This window comes from Nonomuraea sp. B5E05, from assembly GCF_039880665.1.
Taxonomy (GTDB): Bacteria; Actinomycetota; Actinomycetes; order Streptosporangiales; family Streptosporangiaceae; genus Nonomuraea.
Map to the genome: position 1 here is coordinate 40,356 of NZ_JBDPMJ010000019.1, position 19,199 is coordinate 59,554.

General features: G+C 71.8%; 15 protein-coding genes. 12 read left to right on the forward strand and 3 right to left on the reverse strand.

Annotated features, from left to right (window positions below):
• Positions 1-23 precede the first annotated feature (23 nt).
• Both hutU and ABGB01_RS30470 read left to right on the forward strand, forming a co-directional pair.
• Positions 24-1,673 carry a urocanate hydratase gene (gene hutU, locus ABGB01_RS30465; protein ID WP_347776964.1) on the forward strand — a complete coding sequence of 550 codons (1,650 nt, stop codon included), beginning with the start codon at positions 24-26 and terminating at the stop codon, positions 1,671-1,673.
• Between the two features lie 57 nt (positions 1,674-1,730).
• The gene (locus tag ABGB01_RS30470; RefSeq protein ID WP_347776965.1) at positions 1,731-2,564 is read left to right on the forward strand and encodes a MurR/RpiR family transcriptional regulator; all 834 of its coding nucleotides are present in this window, start codon (positions 1,731-1,733) and stop codon (positions 2,562-2,564) included.
• On the opposite strand, the gene ABGB01_RS30475 is transcribed toward ABGB01_RS30470, so the two are convergent.
• Together ABGB01_RS30475 and ABGB01_RS30480 are read right to left on the reverse strand one after the other, a co-directional pair.
• Positions 2,544-3,293: an ABC transporter permease gene (locus ABGB01_RS30475; protein ID WP_347776966.1), complete on the reverse strand. Its 750-nt coding sequence runs from the start codon at positions 3,291-3,293 to the stop codon at positions 2,544-2,546. The two genes, ABGB01_RS30470 and ABGB01_RS30475, sit on opposite strands and share 21 nt — an antisense overlap.
• A complete protein-coding gene (locus ABGB01_RS30480) occupies positions 3,290-4,243 on the reverse strand; it encodes an ATP-binding cassette domain-containing protein (RefSeq protein WP_347776967.1) in 954 nt (317 codons plus the stop codon). The genes ABGB01_RS30475 and ABGB01_RS30480 overlap by 4 nt, the downstream gene beginning before the upstream one ends.
• Before the next feature lie 279 nt (positions 4,244-4,522).
• Between ABGB01_RS30480 and ABGB01_RS30485 the strand changes: the two genes are divergently transcribed.
• The 6 genes from ABGB01_RS30485 (at position 4,523) to ABGB01_RS30510 (ending at position 11,061) form a co-directional block, all read left to right on the forward strand.
• On the forward strand, positions 4,523-5,197 hold the full coding sequence (locus ABGB01_RS30485) for an SDR family oxidoreductase (RefSeq protein WP_347776968.1): 675 nt from the start codon (positions 4,523-4,525) through the stop codon (positions 5,195-5,197).
• Between the two features lie 26 nt (positions 5,198-5,223).
• Positions 5,224-6,396 (forward strand): allantoate amidohydrolase, encoded by a 1,173-nt coding sequence (locus ABGB01_RS30490; protein WP_347776969.1) that lies wholly within the window; start codon positions 5,224-5,226, stop codon positions 6,394-6,396.
• Between the two features lie 40 nt (positions 6,397-6,436).
• The gene (locus ABGB01_RS30495) at positions 6,437-7,789 is read left to right on the forward strand and encodes a formimidoylglutamate deiminase (RefSeq protein WP_347776970.1); all 1,353 of its coding nucleotides are present in this window, start codon (positions 6,437-6,439) and stop codon (positions 7,787-7,789) included.
• 119 nt (positions 7,790-7,908) lie between these two features.
• Positions 7,909-9,096, forward strand: a complete 1,188-nt coding sequence (hutI, locus tag ABGB01_RS30500; RefSeq protein WP_347776971.1) for an imidazolonepropionase — start codon at positions 7,909-7,911, stop codon at positions 9,094-9,096.
• A 68-nt stretch (positions 9,097-9,164) separates the two neighbouring features.
• A complete protein-coding gene (locus tag ABGB01_RS30505) occupies positions 9,165-10,106 on the forward strand; it encodes a sigma-70 family RNA polymerase sigma factor (RefSeq protein ID WP_132509943.1) in 942 nt (313 codons plus the stop codon).
• Between the two features lie 190 nt (positions 10,107-10,296).
• Entirely contained in the window at positions 10,297-11,061 is a 765-nt protein-coding gene (locus ABGB01_RS30510) for an MOSC domain-containing protein (protein ID WP_347776972.1), read from the forward strand.
• On the opposite strand, the gene ABGB01_RS30515 is transcribed toward ABGB01_RS30510, so the two are convergent.
• Positions 11,045-11,968, reverse strand: a complete 924-nt coding sequence (locus tag ABGB01_RS30515; protein WP_347776973.1) for an iron-siderophore ABC transporter substrate-binding protein — start codon at positions 11,966-11,968, stop codon at positions 11,045-11,047. The genes ABGB01_RS30510 and ABGB01_RS30515 overlap by 17 nt on opposite strands.
• A 206-nt stretch (positions 11,969-12,174) precedes the next feature.
• On the opposite strand from ABGB01_RS30515, the gene ABGB01_RS30520 reads away from it, so the two are divergent.
• The 4 genes from ABGB01_RS30520 (at position 12,175) to ABGB01_RS30535 (ending at position 19,190) form a co-directional block, all read left to right on the forward strand.
• A complete protein-coding gene (locus tag ABGB01_RS30520; RefSeq protein WP_347776974.1) occupies positions 12,175-13,488 on the forward strand; it encodes an ammonium transporter in 1,314 nt (437 codons plus the stop codon).
• On the forward strand, positions 13,485-13,823 hold the full coding sequence (locus ABGB01_RS30525; RefSeq protein WP_132594180.1) for a P-II family nitrogen regulator: 339 nt from the start codon (positions 13,485-13,487) through the stop codon (positions 13,821-13,823). The genes ABGB01_RS30520 and ABGB01_RS30525 overlap by 4 nt, the downstream gene beginning before the upstream one ends.
• A 61-nt stretch (positions 13,824-13,884) precedes the next feature.
• A complete protein-coding gene (locus tag ABGB01_RS30530) occupies positions 13,885-16,110 on the forward strand; it encodes a [protein-PII] uridylyltransferase (RefSeq protein WP_347776975.1) in 2,226 nt (741 codons plus the stop codon).
• Between the two features lie 209 nt (positions 16,111-16,319).
• The gene (locus ABGB01_RS30535; RefSeq protein ID WP_347776976.1) at positions 16,320-19,190 is read left to right on the forward strand and encodes a nitrate- and nitrite sensing domain-containing protein; all 2,871 of its coding nucleotides are present in this window, start codon (positions 16,320-16,322) and stop codon (positions 19,188-19,190) included.
• The last annotated feature ends 9 nt before the right edge of the window (positions 19,191-19,199 follow it).

Genomic DNA, 19,199 nt, shown 5'->3' on the forward strand with positions numbered 1-19,199 from the left:
TGCTCTCATTCAGGAGGGTCACCATGAGCCGCAGCGTGCGGGCGCCGCGAGGCACGACGATCACCGCCAAGGGGTGGCCGCAGGAGGCGGCCCTCCGCATGCTCCAGAACAACCTGGACCCGGAGGTCGCCGAGCACCCCGAGCAGCTGGTCGTCTACGGCGGCTCGGGCCGCGCCGCACGTGACTGGCCGTCGTTCGACGCGCTGGTCAGGACGCTGACGACGCTCGAGGGCGACGAGACGCTGCTGGTGCAGTCGGGGCGCCCCGTGGGCGTGTTCCGCACCCACGAGTGGGCGCCCCGGGTGCTCATCGCCAACTCCAACCTGGTGCCCGACTGGGCGAACTGGGAGGAGTTCCGGCGGCTGGAGGCGGCCGGGCTCACCATGTACGGGCAGATGACCGCCGGCTCGTGGATCTACATCGGCACGCAGGGCATCCTGCAGGGCACGTACGAGACGTTCGCGGCGGTCGCCGACAGGCGCTTCGGCGGGTCGCTGGCCGGGACGATCACGCTGACGGCCGGGCTCGGCGGGATGGGCGGCGCCCAGCCGCTGGCCGTCACCATGAACGGCGGCGTGGTCATCTGCGTCGACTGCGACCCGCGCTCGGTCACCCGCCGCATCGAGCACCGCTACCTCGACGTGGCCGCGGAGTCGCTGGACGAGGCGCTGCGGCTGGCCTACGAGGCGCGCGACGCCCGCAGGCCGCTGTCGATCGGGGTGGTGGCCAACGCCGCGGAGGCGGTGCCCGACCTGTTGGCCCGCGGTGCGGAGATCGACATCGTCACCGACCAGACCTCGGCCCACGACCCGCTGATGTACCTCCCGGAGGGGGTGGCCTTCGAGGACATGGCGGCCGAGCGCGACAAGGACCCGGCCGGGTTCACCGAGCGGGCGCGGGCCTCGATGGCCCGGCACGTGAGCGCCATGGTGGGCTTCAAGGACGCCGGCGCGGAGGTGTTCGACTACGGCAACTCCATCCGCGGCGAGGCCCGGCTGGCCGGTTACGAGCGGGCGTTCGACTTCCCCGGGTTCGTGCCGGCGTACATCAGGCCGCTGTTCTGCGCGGGCAAGGGCCCGTTCCGGTGGGCGGCGCTGAGCGGCGATCCGGCGGACATCGCCGCCACCGACCGGGCGATCCTGGAGCTCTTCCCGGAGAACGAGGCGCTCGCCAGGTGGATCAGGAAGGCCGGCGAGCAGGTGCACTTCCAGGGTCTGCCCGCGCGCATCTGCTGGCTGGGCTACGGCGAGCGCAACCTGGCGGGCGAGCGGTTCAACGACATGGTGGCGTCCGGCGAGCTCAAGGCGCCCGTCGTGATCGGGCGCGACCACCTCGACAGCGGGTCGGTGGCCTCCCCCTACCGCGAGACGGAGTCCATGGCCGACGGGTCCGACGCGATCGCGGACTGGCCGCTGCTCAACGCCATGCTCAACACCGCCTCGGGGGCCGCCTGGGTGTCCATCCACCACGGCGGCGGGGTCGGCATCGGGCGCTCCATCCACGCCGGCCAGGTCACGGTGGCCGACGGCACCGCGCTGGCGGCGGAGAAGCTCGACCGCGTGCTGACCAACGACCCGGGCACCGGGGTCATGCGGCACGTGGACGCGGGTTACGAGGAGGCCGCGCGGGTGGCCGCCGACCGCGGTGTCCGTGTGCCGATGCGGGAGTCCTGAGCGCCCCGCGACCAGGGTGAGGGATGAGAAAGCGGGGCGGGCGGCGTTGGAGGTGGCGTGGCGGACGGATATCACGGTGGGCTGAGCGTGCTGCTGGACGGCCGGCGGTTGTCGCCCGTGCAGCGCAGGATCGCCCACTACCTCAGTGAGCACCTCGACGAGGCGATCTTCCTGTCCAGCGTCGAGCTGGCCGAGCGGGCCGGGGTGAGCCAGCCCTCGGTGACGAGGTTCGCCATGGTGCTGGGGTTCGCCGGATATCCCGAGCTGCGGCAGGCGCTGCGGCCGCTCGTGCTGGGCGGCGGGGCGCAGGCGCCGCAGGAGAGCCTGCTGCGCGGCGCCATCGACGCCGAGATCCGCAATCTCGCGCTCGTCAGGGAGCGGCTGCCGGCCTTCCCTCTCAAGGAGCTGGGGGAGCAGCTGGCCGCCACCGAGCCGCTGCCCGTGGTGGGGCTGCGGGTCTCCTGCGGGCCGGCCACCACCTTCGCCTACTACGCCCGCCGCATCCACCCCGACGTGCGGCTGCTCACGCACGGCGGGTCTGAGCTGGCCGACGGGCTGCACGCGGCCCGCCGGGCGGGGGCCGAGTGGGTGGTGGCCGTGGTGCTGCCGAGATATCCGGTCGAAGTCGTGCAAGCGCTGGAGTACGCGGGCAAGCTCGGGCTCCGGGTCGCCGCCATCACCGACAGGTCAGACTTCCCCGCGGAGATCGTGCTGGACGCCCCCGTCGGCGACCGCCTCGTGTTCGACTCCCACGCGGCGCCGCTCGCTCTGGCCATGGCCCTGGTGGAGGCCATGGCCGACGCGGCGCCGCTGCGCACCCGGGCGCGCCTGGAGGAGTACGAACGGATGACCGACGAGACCGGCACGTTCCTAACCGGCGATCCTGCGTAGCGAGCGCATCGACCAGATCGTGGTGAGCACCGCCAGCACGAGGAACAGCCCGAACGCCACCGGGATCGACGAGTCGGACAGCCGCCCGGCGAACAACGCCCGCCCGGCCTCGACCGCGTGGTAGAGCGGGTTGATCGGGGCCAGCGCCTTCATCCAGTCGGGCGCGAACGAGATCGGCACGAACAACCCGGCCAGCAGCATGATCGGCAACATGAACAGGTTGAGCGTCTGCGACATGCCGTTCTCGTCGCGCACGGTCAGCGCCAGCCCCTGCGACAATCCCGAGGCGAACAACCCCGTGGCCGCCATGAGCAGCAGCACCAGCACCAGCTCGACGACCCCGATGCGCACGCCCATCATGGTCGCCACGACCAGCACGAGGATCGCCTGGCACACCAGCACGACCATGTCCTTGGCCACCCGCCCGAGCACGATGGCCGGCCGCCACGCGGGGCTGACGGCGTAGCGCTCGAGCGAGCCGTTGCGCAGCTCGGCGATCAGGCCGAACCCGGAGAACAACGAACCGAACACCGCGATCATCATCATCGACGCCGGCGTGAACATGCGCAGCGCGTCGACGGTGGTGCCGCCCGGCGTCATGGTCTTGAGCAGCGGCGCGAACATCAGCAGATAAAGCACCGGCTGCATGATGCCGAACAGCGGCCAGACGGGATTGCTGAACGACTTCTTCAACTCGTAGCCGGTGAACAGGACGGTGTGGCGGATCATGAGTCGGCTCCAGCGTCACGAAGGGTGCGGCCGGTCTTGGCCAGGAAGACGTCGTCGAGGGTGGACCTGTCGAGCGCGATCGAGCTCAGCCCGATCCCCTGCTCCTCCAGCGCCCGCAGCAGCGCGGGCAGCGTGTGCTCGCCGTCGTCGACGTAGACGCGCAGCACGTCCTCGTCGACGCGGGTCTCGCGGGCCAGCGGCCTGAGCGTCTCGGCGGCCTTGCCGAGGTCGTCCGCCCTGAGCGTGATCACGTCGCCGGACACCTGCCGCTTGAGGTCGCCGGGGGTGCCCTCCGCCACGACCTCGCCGTGGTCGACGATCATCAGCCGGTCGCACAGGGCGTCGGCCTCGTCGAGGTAGTGGGTGCTGAGCAGCACGCTCGTGCCCGCCTCGCGCAACTGCCTGATGCGCTCCCACAGGTTGGCGCGGTTCTGCGGGTCGAGGCCGGTGGTGGGCTCGTCGAGGAAGAGCAGCGGCGGGCTGTGCACCAGCCCGATCGCGATGGCCACGCGCCGCTTCTGGCCGCCGGAGAGCGTACGGCCCGGGCGGTCGGCCATCTCGGTCAGATCGAAGCGCTCCAGCACCTCATCCGTGGCCCGCTTCGGATCGGCCACGTTGTGGATCTTGGCGGCCATCACGATCTGGGCCCTGGCGCTCGTGGTGTCCTCCACCCCGCCGGCCTGGCTCACGTAGCCGAGGTTGCGGCGGACGGCGGCGGGCTCCTTGAGCAGATCGTGGCCGGCGATGACGGCCGTGCCCGCGTCGGGGGCGATCAGCGTGGAGAGCATGCGGATCGTGGTGGTCTTTCCGGCGCCGTTGGGGCCGAGCACGCCGAAGATCTCGCCCTTCTTCACCTCCAAGCCGACACCGCGTACGGCCTCGACGGTCTGTGTGCCTTTCCGGCTTCTGGTGGTGAACGTCTTGCGCAGGCCGTCTGCCTGAATGATCATGGGGGGTCCCGCTCCTTCTAGGGGCTACTCGTCCGCCTCGACCCGCCCGATCGCCTGCCGGACCCGGTCAGGGCCGGGTTCGCGACATGGTTGTGCCGGACGGAGTTTCTCGCCTGCGTGCCGGGGGACGTGGCGTTCTCCCGGGCACCGGAAACGTTTCGATCGTGAGCTGACGCATCCTGCCATACAGGGCGCCCAGAATCTCCCCTTTTTCGCGGCGAATCCATGACTGCGGGCGGGCCGACGGTTCCGGCGCGCCCCGGTCAATAGGCTGGGCTCATGAGTGAACGACCGACGGCGCTGGTCACCGGCGCTTCCCGAGGCGTTGGTGCGGCCGTCGCCAGGGCCCTGGCCCCGACGCACGACGTCCTGCTCGGCGGCCGCGACGAGGCCGCGCTCGCCGCGATGGCGGCCGAGCTGCCCGGCGCGCAGCCGTGGCCGGTGGAGCTGATGCGGGTCACGCAGGCCGACGTCGAGCACGTCGAGCGGCTCGACGTGCTCGTGCACTGCGCCGGGATCAGCGAGCTGGGCCGGATCGCCGACCAGCCCGCCGACGTGTGGCGCAGGACCATGGACGTCAACGTCGTCGCCGTCGCCGAGCTGACCAGGCTGCTCCTGCCCGCGCTCAGGCGGGCCGGCGGCCACGTCGTCTGCGTGAACTCGGGCGCGGGCCAGCGGGTGAACCCCAGCTGGGGCTCCTACTCCGCCAGCAAGTTCGCGTTGAAGGCCCTCGCCGACGCGCTGCGCCTGGAGGAGCCCGAATTGCGGGTCACCACGGTCTACCCCGGCCGTACGGCCACCGACATGCAGCGCGGCGTGCGCGAGTTCGAGGGCGGGGACTTCGAGCCGGAGCGTTACCTCACCCCGGAGAGCGTGGCGCGGGCGGTGCTGGCCGCCGTCACCGCCGGCCCCGACGCCCACCTCACCGAGCTGACCATCCGGCCCCGGGGTTGAATGGGTCCATTCACTAGAGTGGGGTCATGCTTGAACCACTCGCGCACGTAGGACGAGATCCGGCGACCGGCGGCTACGTCAGAGACGCCTGGTCGCCCGCTGACCTGGAGCTACGCGAATGGTTCGCGGGCGAGGCCGCGCGCAGGGGGCTCGACCTGCGCGAAGACCGCAACGGCAACCTGTGGGGATGGTGGGGCGACCCCTCGCCGCGGCGGCCCGGCGTGGTCACGGGCAGCCACCTCGACTCTGTGCGCCAGGGCGGCGCGTACGACGGGCCGCTGGGCGTCGTCTCGGCCTTCGCCGCGCTCGACCTGCTGAAGGCACGCGGCGTCACCCCCGCCGTGCCCGTCGGGGTCGCCTGCTTCACCGACGAGGAGGGCGCCAGGTTCGGCGTCCCCTGCATGGGGTCGCGGCTGCTCACCGGCCTCCTTGAGCCCGATCGGGCGCTCGCGCTCAAGGACGACGACGGCGACACGCTGGCCGACGTCATGACCCGGGCGGGACGCACCCCCCGCACGATCGGGCGTGACGACGAGACGCTGGCCATGATCGGCACGTTCGTCGAGCTCCACGTCGAGCAGGGCCGCGGCCTCGTGACGGAGGGCCGCCCCGTGGGGGTGGCCGACGCGATCTGGCCGCACGGGCGGTGGCGGTTCGACTTCCGGGGCCGGGCCGACCATGCGGGCACCACCCGGCTGGCCGACCGCGACGACCCGATGGTGCCGTTCGCCCGCATGGTGCAGGCCGCGCGCGAGCTGGCGGCGCGGCACGGCGTGGTGGCCACGGTGGGCAAGGTCCGCGTCTCGCCCGGCAACGCCAACGCGATCCCCGGCCTGGTCTCGGCCTGGCTCGACGCGCGCGGCGCCGACGAGGCGGCCGTACGCGCCCTCGTCGCGGACCTGACGGCCGAGGCCCCGGCGGACGTGCGGGAGGAGTCGTGGACGCCGGTCGTCGACTTCGACGTGGCGCTCCGGGACCGGCTGGCCAGGGTGGCAGGAGGCGACACGCCCGCGCCGATCCTGGCGACAGGAGCCGGGCACGACGCGGGAATCCTGGCGACGGCGGGCGTCCCGAGCGCCATGGTGTTCGTCAGGAACCCCACCGGCGTGTCCCACTCGCCCGATGAGCACGCCGAACGGGCAGACTGCGAGGCGGGAGTCGTGGCACTCGCGAACGTGCTGGAGGATCTGTGTCGCTGACCGAGCCGAAGTCGAGATCCTGATGGGGAAGCGGAGCGCCGTGCCTTTCGGAGGGGCCGCGGGTGGCGAAGCCCTCCACGTGTACTGGTGCGAGCAGGCGTGGCTGCCCGAGGGCGTCACCGACGGCGTGCTCATCGAGATCGAGGGCGCCAGGATCGCGCACATCGGCCAGGGGCCGCCGGGCTCCGCCGAGCGGCTGGCGGGGCTGACCATCCCCGGCCTGGCCAACGCCCACTCCCACGCCTTCCACCGCGCGTTGCGCGGCAGCGCCCAGGAGGGCAAGGGCGACTTCTGGACCTGGCGCGAGCGGATGTACACCATGGCCGCCAAGCTCGACCCCGACTCCTATCTCCGCCTGGCCAGGGCCGTCTACGCCGAGATGGCACTGGCGGGGGTGACGTGCGTGGGCGAGTTCCACTACCTGCACCACGACCCGGACGGCCGCCCCTACGACGACCCCAACGCGATGGGCCACGCCCTCATCCAGGCCGCCCGCGACGCCGGCCTGCGCATCGCGCTGCTCGACACCTGCTACCTGTCAGGAGGCATCGGCGTACCCCTGGCCGGCACGCAGTTGCGCTTCACCGACGGCGACGCCGAAGGCTGGGACGCCAGGGCGGAGGAGCTGGCGGCGGCGTACGAAGGGCAGCCCGACGTGGAGATCGGCGCGGCCGTCCACTCGGTGCGCGCGGTGCCGCCCGAGCAGATGCCGGTCGTGGCCGAGTTCTCCCACCGCAACGCGGCGCCCCTGCACGTGCACGTCTCGGAACAGCATGCGGAGAACACCGCGTGCATCGAGATGTACGCGGCCACGCCCGTCCGGGTGCTGCACGAGCGGGGCGTGCTGGGGCCCCGCTCGACCGCCGTGCACGCCACCCACCTGACCGACGTGGACATCGAGCTGCTCGGCCAGTCGGGCTCCTACGTCTGCATGTGCCCCACCACCGAACGCGACCTCGCCGACGGCGTCGGCCCGGCCAGGGCGGCGGCCGACCGCGGGGCGTCCATCACGCTCGGCTCCGACAGCCACGCCGTGATCGACCTGTTCGAGGAGGCCAGGGCGGTCGAGCTGGACGAGCGGCTGGCCAGCCACCAGCGCGGCCACTGGCGCGCCGACGAGCTCCTCGCCGCCGCCACCGTCACGGGCCACACCTCGCTCGGCTTCCCCGGCGCGGGGCTGCTCGTGCCGGGCGCGTGGGCCGACCTGGTGTCCGTACGGCTCGACTCCGTGCGCACGGCGGGCGCGCGCGGGCTGGAGGCCGTGGTGTACGCGGCCACGGCGGCCGACGTGCACGCGGTCGTGTCCGGCGGCCGGCGCGTGGTCACCGACGGGCGCCACCGGCTCGGCGACGTCGGCTCCATGCTCGCCGAGGCGATCGGCGCCCTGCGATGACGGCCCGGACCCCCGCGATGACCGCCCGGACCGGATCCCGGTGACGCCCTCAGCGCGCCGCCCCGCGGTGACCGCGTAGATCGGCGCCTTTGCGAAGACCGACCACTCAGGAGGAACCCATGACGGGCACGACGCTGATCGACGGGATCGGGCTCCTGTACACCGGCGACCCGGAACGCGAGGAGATCCCCGACGCGGCACTCGTCATCGACGACGGCCAGGTCGCCTGGACCGGGCCCGCGAGCCGGGCGCCCGACGCCGACGAGCGCGTGGACGCCGGAGGCAGGGCCGTCATCCCCGGCTTCGTCGACAGCCACGCCCACCTGGTCTTCGCCGGCGACAGGACCGCCGAGTTCCAGGCCCGCATGTCCGGCGAGCCCTACACCGGAGGCGGCATCAGGACCACGGTCGCCGCCACCCGCGGGGCCGGCGACGCCGAGCTGGCCACCCGCGCCTTCGGCCTGGTGAACGAGATGCTCGCCCAGGGCACGACCACCGTGGAGATCAAGAGCGGCTACGGCCTGTCCGTCGAGGACGAGCGCCGCTGCCTGGAGATCGCCACCGTGCTGACCGACGAGACCACCTTCCTCGGCGCGCACGTCGTGCCCTCCGACATGGACGCCGACGCGTACGTGCGGCTCGTCGCCGGGGAGATGCTCGAAGCGTGCGCCCCTTACGCGAAGTGGGTGGACGTGTTCTGCGAGCGCGGGGCGTTCGACGGTGACCAGACGCGGGAGATCCTGACGGCGGGCGTGAAGGCGGGGCTCGGGGCGCGGGTGCACGCCAACCAGCTGACCGAGGGGCCGGGCGTGCGGATCGCCTGCGAGATCGGCGCCGCCTCAGCCGACCACTGCACCCATCTCACGCCGGCCGACGTGGACGCGCTGGCCTCCTCCGGCACCGTGGCGACGCTGCTGCCGGGGGCGGAGTTCTCCACGCGGTCGCCGTACCCGGACGCGCGGCGGCTGCTCGACGCGGGAGCGACGGTGGCGCTGGCGACCGACTGCAACCCGGGGTCGTCGTTCACGTCGTCGATGGCGTTCTGCGTGGCGCTGGCCGTGCGCGAGATGCGGATGACGCCGCTGGAGGCGATCAGGGCGGCCACGTACGGCGGGGCACGCGCGCTACGGCGTACGGACGTAGGCTGGTTGCGGCGCGGAGCCCGCGCGGACCTCGTCATCCTCGACGCCCCCTCTTATGTGCACCTCGCTTACCGACCTGGCGTTCCCCTTGTCCACCAGGTGTTTCACGGCGGTCTCCTCCTTGAGGAGGACATCCAGAACCCTCCCTCCGACGTAGTGCTTTAGGGAATCTTTGCCTGTGGCCGGACGTTGGCCCGGTAGGGAACGCAGCTGCGGGAACGAGGTGCCTGGGGATGGCAAGGCCTACGGGGAGTCGCACGCAAGAGCAGCATGTCGCCGACCGCGACCTGCTGGGGACCTATCTGGCCGAGATCGGCCGGGTCCCGCTGCTCACGGCGGAGGAAGAGGTGGAGCTCGCCAAGCGGATAGAGGCGGGTCTCTTCGCCGAGCAGCTGCTCGACAGCGGGGGCTCGGAGCCGCGCATCGGGGACGCGGCGGACGAGGAGCTGGAGCGCCTGGCCATTTCCGGCCAGCGGGCGAAAGACGAGTTCATCCAGGCCAACCTGCGCCTGGTGGTGGCGGTGGCCAGGAAATACTCCGGCCGGGGGATGCCGCTCATCGATCTGGTGCAGGAAGGAAACCTCGGCCTGGTCCGCGCCGTGGAGAAGTTCGACTACCGGCGGGGCTACAAGTTCTCCACCTATGCGACGTGGTGGATCAGGCAGTCGGTGGGCCGGGCCATCCACGAGCAGGCGCGGCCGGTGCGGCTGCCCACGCACGCGGGCGAGCAGATGACCCGGTTGATGCGCGTGCGGCGCGACATCCTGGCGGAGTTCGACGCCGAGCCGACCGACGACGACCTCGCCGAGATCCTCGACCTGCCGATCGAGCGGGTGCGGGAGCTGCGGCGGTGGGCGTCAGATCCGGTCTCGCTCCAGCTCGGGGTGGGCGACGAGGACGAGACCGAGCTGGGCGACATGATCGCCGACGAGACGTGGGCCGACCCCGAGCAGCAGGCCATCGACATCCTGGAGCGGGAGCGGCTGAACGAATGGCTGACCGGGCTCGAGGGCGTCACCAGCGAGATGTTGCGCTGGCGCTACGGCCTGCTCGACGGGCGCGAGCACACGCTCACGGAGGTCGGTGAGCGTTACGGCATCGGCCGCGACCGCGCCCGCCGCATCGAGCGCGACGCGCTGGCCCGCCTGCGCAAGATGGCCACCGCCGCCGCCTGATGGCCCCACCGTAGGCACGCGGGCCTCAGGCCACGTGGTCTACGGCGGGTCGAGCGGGCCGAAGGCACGCAGTGCGGCGCCCGGCCCGAGGGGGTTCCCGAAAAGCTCTTCTCAGGGACCGCCGCAGGCCGCGTCCGGCACCCACGCGACCCGGCACCCCACCCAGCACGACAGGTCGTAGGGTCGGGGGATGCTTGTGGAGATGCTGCGGCGCTATCCGGTGAAGTCGATGCTGGGCGAGGACGTCGGGCAGAGCGAGGTGACCGAGCGCGGCCTTGCGGGGGATCGGGCGCGGGCGGTGCTCGACGTCGCCACCGGCAAGATCGCCAGCGCGAAGAACCCGCGGCTCTGGCGTGGCCTGCTGACGATCGAGGGTGCGCGGGTCCCCGGTGACGTGGAGTTGTCGCGGATGCTCGGTCGCGAGGTGCGGGTGATCGACGTGCCGCCGGCGGGCGCCGAGTTCGAACGGTCGGTGCCGGAGCAGGTGCTGGCCGAGGGAATCGAGGCGGAGGTGCCGCACACGGTGGGCACGCTCGGTGGGGCGTCTCCGGACGGCACGTTCTTCGATTTCGCCCCGGTTCACCTGATCTCCACGTCCGCTGTCGAGCGGATCGGCGCGCTGAGCCCGCGCGGGCGTGTCGAGGTGGTCCGCTACCGGCCCAACCTGGTGATCGCGACGGACGAGGAGGGGTTTCCGGAGAACGCCTGGGCGGGCCGGGAGTTGCACGTGGGCGACGAACTGGTGCTCAAGGTGATCGTGGCCACGCCTCGCTGCGCCGTGCCGACTCTGGCGCACGGGCCGCTGGATCGCGACACGGAGGCCCTGCGCACCGTGGCCAGGCACAACCGGGTGCCGGTGTTCGACATGGGGCCGCAGCCGTGCGCGGGGGTATACGCGCGGGTGCTGCGGCCCGGCCTGGTCAGGAAGGGCGATCGCGTCACACCAGCGGGGTGAGGTGTTCGTCGAGGTCGTCGAGGATCTTGCCGGCGGCGGTGACGCCGATGCCGGTCATCCAGATCTCGTCGTCCACGTTGTGGGCGTTGCCCGAGGTGACGGCTGTGAGGTTCGTCCACAGAGGGCCGGCGGTGACCGTGGCCTGTGACTTGGCGGCGGCCTCGCCGTACGCGCTGTAGAAGATCGCGTCGCCGTCGGCCTTGGCGATGTTCTCCTGGCTCAGCTTGCCGAAGCGCTTGTCGTCCTGGTCCTTCAGCAGTTGCGTCTCGGGCCGCGGGATGGCGGCGTCGCCCAGCACGATGCCGCTGAAGGACTCGGGCCCGTACATGCGGATCTCGGTGGGCATGAAGCGCACGATGCTGACCTCGAGCTTGGCGAACTTGGCGCCCACGTCCTTGGCTCGCGTCTCGTAGTCCGACAGCAGCCGCGTGGCCTGTTCCTTCTTGCCCAGTGCCTCGGCGTCGAGCAGGAAGTTCTCCTTCCAGGTGATGCCGACGCGCTCGGTGAAGACGGTGGGCGCGATCTTGCTGAGCTTGTCGTAGAAGGGGGCCTGGCGGAACTTCGAGCCGAGGATGAGGTCTGGTCGCAGCGCCATGATGGCCTCGATGTTCAGCTCCTGGAGGGTGCCCACCGCCTTGGTGGACTTGAGCGCAGGGCCGAGGTATTCGGGCCAGTTCTGGTTCTGGGAGGCCTGCGCGGCGCCGACGGGCGTGAGGCCCAGCGAGATCATGGTGTCGAGCTTGTCGGTGTCGAGCACCACCACCCGCTTGGGGGCCATGGGCACTTTGGTCTCGCCCATGGCGTGTTTGACGGTCCGGGTGGGACCGGCCTCCTGCGAGGAGGCGGAACTACCGCAGGCGACGAGGGCGAAGGAGAGCGCGGCGGCGAGGGCCAGGCGGAGACGCATCGGCATTCCTTGATCGTTAGGTTAGGCAAGCCTAAGTATCCCACGCCCCTGATAGTGCGGTGCGGAAACCGTGCCTGTGAGAAGGCCGAAACGTACGCGAAACACCCGTGCGGCGAGATTCACGAATGTGAAACACACCTGGTCGAGCCACGAAACCCCGGCCGAACACGCTGTGGCCACACGTCACATGTAAGGAGGGTCGCGTCGTGAAGATCGATAGCGGCACGACTGCCTGGATGCTCACAGCCGCCGCACTGGTGCTGTTGATGACTCCGGGCCTCGCGTTCTTCTACGGGGGCATGACCAGGGCCAAGAGTGTCCTGAACATGATGATGATGTCGTTCGGCGCCATCGTCACCGTCACCGTCACCTGGATGCTCTTCGGGCACTCGCTGGCCTTCACCGACAACCCCAGCTCGGCCCTCAACAACTTCGTCGGCGGCTTCGACGCCCTGGGCCTGCAGAGCCTGGTCGACACCGCCACCGCGGACGACGGCACCGGCATGCCGAGCCTCGTCTTCTCCATGTTCCAGATGACCTTCGCCATCATCACCGTCGCGCTGATCAGCGGCGCGATCGCGGACCGGGCGAAGTTCGGGGCGTGGATGCTCTTCACCGTCATCTGGGCCACGGTCGTCTACTTCCCGGTCGCGCACTGGGTGTGGGGCACCGGCTGGCTCAACACCATGGGCATCGAGGACTTCGCCGGCGGCACCGTCGTGCACATCAACGCCGGAGCCGCGGCGCTCGCGCTCGCTCTCGTGCTCGGCAAGCGGCAGGGCTGGCGCAAGGAGCCGATGCGGCCGCACAACCTGACGCTGGTGCTGCTCGGCGCCGCCCTGCTGTGGTTCGGCTGGTTCGGCTTCAACGCCGGCTCGGAGCTCGCGGTCGACGGCACGGCGGGCCTGGCCTTCCTGAACACGCAGGTCGCCACCGCGGTCGCCGTGGGCGCCTGGCTCGTCGTGGAGAAGCTGCGCGACGGGCACGCCACGAGCCTTGGCGCCGCCTCCGGCGCGGTCGCCGGTCTGGTCGCCATCACCCCGGCCTGCGGTTTCGTCGACCCGTGGGCGGCGATGGTCATCGGCCTGCTGGCCGGCGCGATCTGCGCCTACGCCGTGGGCCTGAAGTACAAGCTCGGCTTCGACGACTCCCTCGACGTGGTCGGCGTGCACCTCGTCGGTGGCGTGGTCGGCGCCGTCTCCCTGGGTTTCCTGGCCGCCTACCCCTTCCTGGAGCAGCAGAGCGAGGGCCTGTTCTACGGCGGCGGCGTCGGCCAGCTGGGCCTGCAGGTGCTCGGTCCCGTCGCGGTCGGCGGCTACTCCTTCATTCTCACCTGGGTCATCGGCAAGATCATCGACAGGACGATGGGCTTCCGCATCTCCACCGAGGACGAGGTCACCGGCGTCGACATCACCACCCACGCCGAGACCGGCTATGACCTCGGCACCGTTCACGCCTCCGGCGTGAGCTCGCCCAACGGCCCCGTCACCGCTCCCGCGACGAAGAAGGTGGACGCATGAGGCTCATCACGGCGATCATCAAGCCCTTCAAGCTGGATGACGTCAAGGCCGCCCTCGAGCAGTTCGGCATCAAGGGCATGACGGTCAGCGAGGCGAGCGGCTACGGCCGCCAGCGCGGCCACACCGAGGTCTACCGCGGCGCGGAATACCAGGTCGACCTGGTGCCGAAGGTCAGGATCGAGGTCCTCGCCGAAGAGGACGACACCGAGGACGTGATCGACGTCATCGTCAAGGCCGCGCACACCGGCAAGATCGGCGACGGCAAGGTCTGGTCCGTGCCCGTGGACACCGTCATCCGCGTGCGCACGGGAGAGAGGGGCCCGGAGGCCCTGTGAGGAGACCCAGGCGACGCCCGGACGACGGGGTCCGGGCGGAGCTCGGCAAGGGGGCGCAGGAGTGAGGGGCGAGGCCCGTTCGTACGCCGGGGCCCGCAAGGAGCGGGCCGCGGACACCGACCGCTGGCTCAAGGATCTCTTCCGTACGGCCGGCGACGGCCGGCATGTTTCCCTGGTCGCCGTCGGGAGCCTGGGCAGGGGCGAGCTGGCTCCCGGCAGCGACCTCGACCTCGTCCTGCTGCACAACGGGCGGGCCGACGTCGCCAGGATCGCCGACCGGATCTGGTATCCGATCTGGGATTCGGCGGTCAACCTCGACCATTCGGTCCGCACGGTCGAGGAGGCGGTGACCGTCGCCCGCCAGGACCTGAAGGCCGTGCTCGGCCTCATCCAGGCCCGGCACGTGGCGGGCGACCCCGAGCTGACCCGTAAGGCCAGGGAGGCGGTGCTCGCCGAGTGGCGGGCCGACTCCCGGCGCCGGCTCGGCGAGTTGCGCGCCGCCGCCGACCAGCGGGCCCGCGCCAGCGGCGAGCTGGCCTTCCTCCTCGAACCCGATCTGAGGGACGGCCGCGGCGGGCTCCGCGACGTCCAGGCCATGCAGGCCGTGTCCGCCGCCTGGGTCGCCTCGGCGCCCGGCCCCCGGGCGCGGGAGGCGTACGAGCTCATCCTCGACGTGCGGCACGCACTGCACGTCGTCACCGGCCGTGGCACCGACCGGCTGGTGTTGCAGGAGCAGGACGCGGTGGCCGGGCTGCTCGGCCTGCTCGACGCCGAGGCGCTGATGCGCAGGCTCGCCGAGGCGGGCCGCACCATCTCCCACGCGTTCGACGCCACCTGGCGCACCGTTGACAGGCTCCTGTCAGGCCCCGCTCCCCGGGGCCGCCGCCCGTTGGCGGACGGCGTGGTCGAGCACGGCGGCGAGGTGGTGCTCGCCCGGGGGATCGATCCGCGCAAGGACCCCGTCCTGGTGTTGCGGGCCGCCGCCGCGGCGGCCGACTCGGGGCTGCCGCTCGCCCCCGCCACGGTGTCCGTTCTGGCTGCTCAGTCGCCGCCGATGCCGGTGCCGTGGCCCGAGGAGGCGCGCGACGCGCTGGTGTCGGTCCTCGGGGCGGGCCGCGCCGCCGTGCCCGTGTGGGAGGAGCTCGACCAGGCGGGCATCCTAGTCAAGCTGCTTCCTGACTGGGAGCGCGTACGCCACCGTCCGCAGCGCAACCCGATCCACCGGTTCACGGTCGACCGGCACCTGATCGAGGCCGCCGCGAACGCCGCCAGCCACACCCGCGAGGTCTCCCGTCCCGATCTCCTGCTGATCGGGGCGCTGCTGCACGACATCGGCAAGGGGTGGCCCGGCGACCACTCGGTGACCGGCGAGGTCGTGGTCCGCGACATCGCCACCCGCATCGGCCTGCCCCCATCCGACGTGGAGATCCTCGCGACCGTCGTCCGCCACCACCTGCTGCTGCCGGAGACCGCCACCCGCAGGGACCTGGACGACCCCGTCACGATCGAGAAGGTCGCGGCCACGGTCGGCACGCGGGAGGTCCTCGACCTGCTGGCCGCGCTGGCGGTCGCCGACGGAAACGCGACCGGCCCGGCGGCGTGGAACGGCTGGAAGGCGGGGCTCGTCGCCGACCTCGTGCGCCGCGTCAGGTCCGTGCTCGCCGGCTCGCCCCCGCCCAGGCCGCCCGTGCTCTCGGCCGAGCAGGCCGCGCTCGCCCGGCACGGCGGCGGCGCCGTGCGCGTCAACGGGGGAGCGGTCACGGTCGTCGCTCCCGACCGGGTGGGCCTGCTGTGGAGCGCCGCGGGCGTGCTCGCCGCGCACCGGCTCGTCGTACGCTCCGCCTCGGCCGCCTCCGCGGGGTCCACGGCCGTGATCGAGTTCTCCGTCATCCCCGAGTACGGCTCGCCGCCCGACCCCGCGACGCTGGAGGCCGATCTCCGTCTCGTCCTTGCTGGGCGTCTTGACATCGAGCAGCGGCTGGCCCGCCGTACACGCTCCATGAGGCCGCCTCGCGTGCCCGTCGCCCCACCCCGCGTGACGTTGGTGGACGACGCTTCCGCGACCGCCACCGTGGTGGAAGTCAGGGCCCATGACAGGCCGGGGCTGCTGTGGCGCATCGGGCGGGCGTTCGGCGAGTGCGGTCTTGACGTGAGGGCCGCCCGCGTGGAGACTCTCGGCGCGGAGGCGGTGGACGTCTTCTACGTAGTGGATCGCGCCGGTCGCTCCCTCAGCGGCGACGCGCAGAGGGCTCAAGTCCGTGATCAAGTGCTTGCCGCACTGAGATAACCAACAGCACACGACGCGCGGACATCTTTGTAACAATGGTGTCCGAAATGCCTGGTAAGTCGGATGCTGTGGATACGTTGTGGACGGCTTGAGGGCCCGTTGACTGAGGGGACGATTGAGGGGTAGCGGAAGCAGTGACTACGGGGAACTCCGGCGGCGGCCCAGCCGCGCAGCGGGACCGCGAACGGCGGTCACTGCCTCGTTTTGGCTTGCGCAACTGGCGCGTGCGATGGCGGCTCACCGCGCTCATCCTGGTGCCCACCATCGCCGGCGTCGTGCTCGGGGGAGCGCGCGTGGCCGAGTCGGTCCAGAGCATCGGCGTCTACGACCGCACGGCCATCGGGGCCGAGCAGTCCGGGCGCATCCGCGACCTCGTGCAGGCGATCGGGCTGGAGCGTGACACCGCCGGATGGGCGGGCGCCGGCCGCGCCGTGCGCAAGAAGCTCGCCGCCCCGCTGGAGCAGCGCAAGGCCGCCGTCGACACGCTGGTCAAGGCCGTGCGGTCCGACCTCGACACGATGGACGCCTCCTACGGTCCCCGCATCGTCAAGGCCGCCGAGCAGGCGAGATACGACCTGAGCCGGCTGGCGCAGATCAGGGAAGAGGGCCAGACCGACCCCGTCCGCTACGACTTCCTCACCGACACCCTGCTCAGGCTGCACGACGAGCTGAGCCTGCTGTCCGACGACTCGCAGATCATCGGCCAGTTCCGCGCGCTGAGCGCGCTCACGTCGGCCAAGGAGGAGATCTCCCGGCAGCGCGTCCAGCTGCTCCAGGCCTCCTACAACACCCAGCGGGTGGGGGCCGACGAGGTCGAAACGTTCATCGCCTCCAACGCGCGCCAGCAGAGCGACATCGCCGCCGTCGGCGCGGAGGCCGGCCCCGACGTCGGGCTCGCCCTGTCCAGGCGGCTGACCGGCACCGAGGAGTACGTCAACGTCCAGCTCACCAAGGCACGCGCGATCACGCTGGTCAGCGGCCGGTCGCCGGGCGCGCGGATCACCGAGAACCTGATCTCCGCCACGGGCGACCGCGAGCAGTGGTTCAAGCAGAACACGACCACCATCGACGTGCTCCACGGCATCGAGGAGGACCTGGCGGGCAAGGTCGGCCTGCGCAGCCAGGAACTGCGCAGCGCCGAGATCCGCAACGCGGTCACCGCGGGCGTGCTCATCGTGGCGCTGCTGCTGCTCGTCCTGCTCCTCACCGTGGCCATCGCCCGGTCCATGGTCGGCCCGCTGCGCCGGCTGCGCACCGAGGCCCTGGAGATCGCCGGCTTCCGGCTCCCCGACGTGGTCCGGCGGCTGCGCGTCAGCGGCGAAGGCTCCGTGGGCGAGGTACGCCCCATCGAGGTCGAGGGCAACGACGAGATCGGCGAGGTGGCCAGGGCCTTCGACCAGGTGCACCGGCAGGCCGTGCGGCTGGCGGGCGAGGAGGCCGAGCTGCGCAGCAACATCAGCTCGATGTTCGTCAACCTCTCGCGCCGGACCCAGACGCTGGTCGAGCGGCAGATCTCGCTGATCGACGGCCTGGAGAAGGGCGAGCAGGACGGCGGCCGGCTGGCCGACCTGTTCAAGCTCGACCACCTGGCCACCCGCATGCGACGCAACTCCGAGAACCTGCTGGTCCTGGCCGGTCACGAGGCCACCCGCCGGCGCAGCCAGCCGGCCAAGCTGGTCGACGTCGTACGCGCCGCGCTGTCGGAGGTCGAGGGCTATGAGCGCGTCCAGGTCAAGGTGCACCGCGCCACCTCGGTGGTCGGCAGCGCCGCCAACGACCTGGTCCACCTGGTCGCCGAGCTGGTCGAGAACGCCATCCAGTTCTCCCCGAACAACTCCCAGGTCACGGTGACCAGCAGCCTCATCGAGGGCGGCGGCGCGCTGGTGTCGGTGGCCGACACCGGCATCAGCATGACCGAGGAGGAGCTGGCCGAGGCCAACCGCCGCCTGGCCGAGCCCCCGGTCGTGGACGTGTCGGTCTCCCGGCGCATGGGCCTGTTCGTGGTCGGCCGGCTGGCGCTGCGCCACGGCATCCGGGTGCAGCTCAGGAAGGGCGAGGGCGCGGGGCTGATCGCCATGGTGCTGCTGCCGCCCGCGCTGATCGCCGACGGCGCGCAGCAGCCGCTGCCGCAGCGGCCGGCGTTCGGCGGCGGGACCACGCCAGGTCAGGCGGCCGCCCCAGGTCAGGCGGGTGCTCCTGGTCAGGTGGGTGCTCCGGGTCAGGCCGGCGTTCCTGGTCCGGCGGGTGTGCCGGTACCCGGTCAGGCGGGCCAGCCCGCGCCGAACGGGACATTCCGGTCGTTCGGCAGCTTCGACTCCTTCGACCCGGGCTCCTTCCATCCGGGCGCCAACGGCAGGGCCGCGGGAGCGCCCCGGCCCGGCCCCGGCACGTACGACAGCGCGCCGGGGACGCCGAGGCCCGCGTTCGGGACGCACCCGTCCGACCCCGGCAGGGCGGGTGTCAACGGCTTCACCGCCGACACCGACGGCGGTTCCTACCGCAGGCAGCCGGCCTCGTTCGACTCGGGGACCTATCCGTCGTACCCGAGCAAGGGCTCTCCGCCATCTGGAAATGGCGCGTTCCAGACGCCGCCGCCGTCGTACTCCACGAACGACGTGCGCAGGCCGGACCCGGTCCCCTCGGTCGACGTGTCGCCGGTGGGGCAGGAGCAGGAAGAGTTCCTGCCGATCTTCGCGTCGGTGGAGTCGGCCTGGTTCCGCAGGCCGCCGGAGGAGCAGGCGGCGCAGGCGGAGGGCGGCGGCGATGCCACGCCGGGGCAGGCCGTACGCTCTGGGGAGGAAGCGTGGCGAACGGCCGCTGACGCCGGCTGGCAGGCGGCGGCCGCCGCGAGCGAGCCGAGTCTCGGCGGGATCACCGCCGCCGGGCTTCCGAAGCGCACCCCCAAGGCGAATCTGGTCCCCGGCACGGCGGCCGGCCAGGCGGCACAGCAGCAACAGCCGTCGCGGCCGGCGCCCGCGCAACCGGTCTCCGCAGACCGGATGCGCAGCCGGATGGCCGGTTTCCAGCAAGGTGTGCGACGGGCCCGCCAGGAAGTACGTGGACAGGAGGAACAAGAGTGAGTAAGCGCC

Bases quoted from the DNA above. Each gene is read 5' to 3' on its own strand.
- ABGB01_RS30485 (WP_347776968.1), top strand. From the start codon at position 4,523: ATGAGTGAACGACCGACGGCGCTGGTCACCGGCGCTTCCCGAGGCGTT.
- hutI (WP_347776971.1), top strand. From the start codon at position 7,909: ATGACGGGCACGACGCTGATCGACGGGATCGGGCTCCTGTACACCGGC.
- ABGB01_RS30505 (WP_132509943.1), top strand. From the start codon at position 9,165: ATGGCAAGGCCTACGGGGAGTCGCACGCAAGAGCAGCATGTCGCCGAC.
- ABGB01_RS30510 (WP_347776972.1), top strand. From the start codon at position 10,297: ATGCTTGTGGAGATGCTGCGGCGCTATCCGGTGAAGTCGATGCTGGGC.
- ABGB01_RS30480 (WP_347776967.1), bottom strand. From the start codon at position 4,243: ATGATCATTCAGGCAGACGGCCTGCGCAAGACGTTCACCACCAGAAGC.
- ABGB01_RS30490 (WP_347776969.1), top strand. From the start codon at position 5,224: ATGCTTGAACCACTCGCGCACGTAGGACGAGATCCGGCGACCGGCGGC.
- ABGB01_RS30525 (WP_132594180.1), top strand. From the start codon at position 13,485: ATGAGGCTCATCACGGCGATCATCAAGCCCTTCAAGCTGGATGACGTC.
- hutU (WP_347776964.1), top strand. From the start codon at position 24: ATGAGCCGCAGCGTGCGGGCGCCGCGAGGCACGACGATCACCGCCAAG.
- ABGB01_RS30515 (WP_347776973.1), bottom strand. From the start codon at position 11,968: ATGCGTCTCCGCCTGGCCCTCGCCGCCGCGCTCTCCTTCGCCCTCGTC.
- ABGB01_RS30475 (WP_347776966.1), bottom strand. From the start codon at position 3,293: ATGATCCGCCACACCGTCCTGTTCACCGGCTACGAGTTGAAGAAGTCG.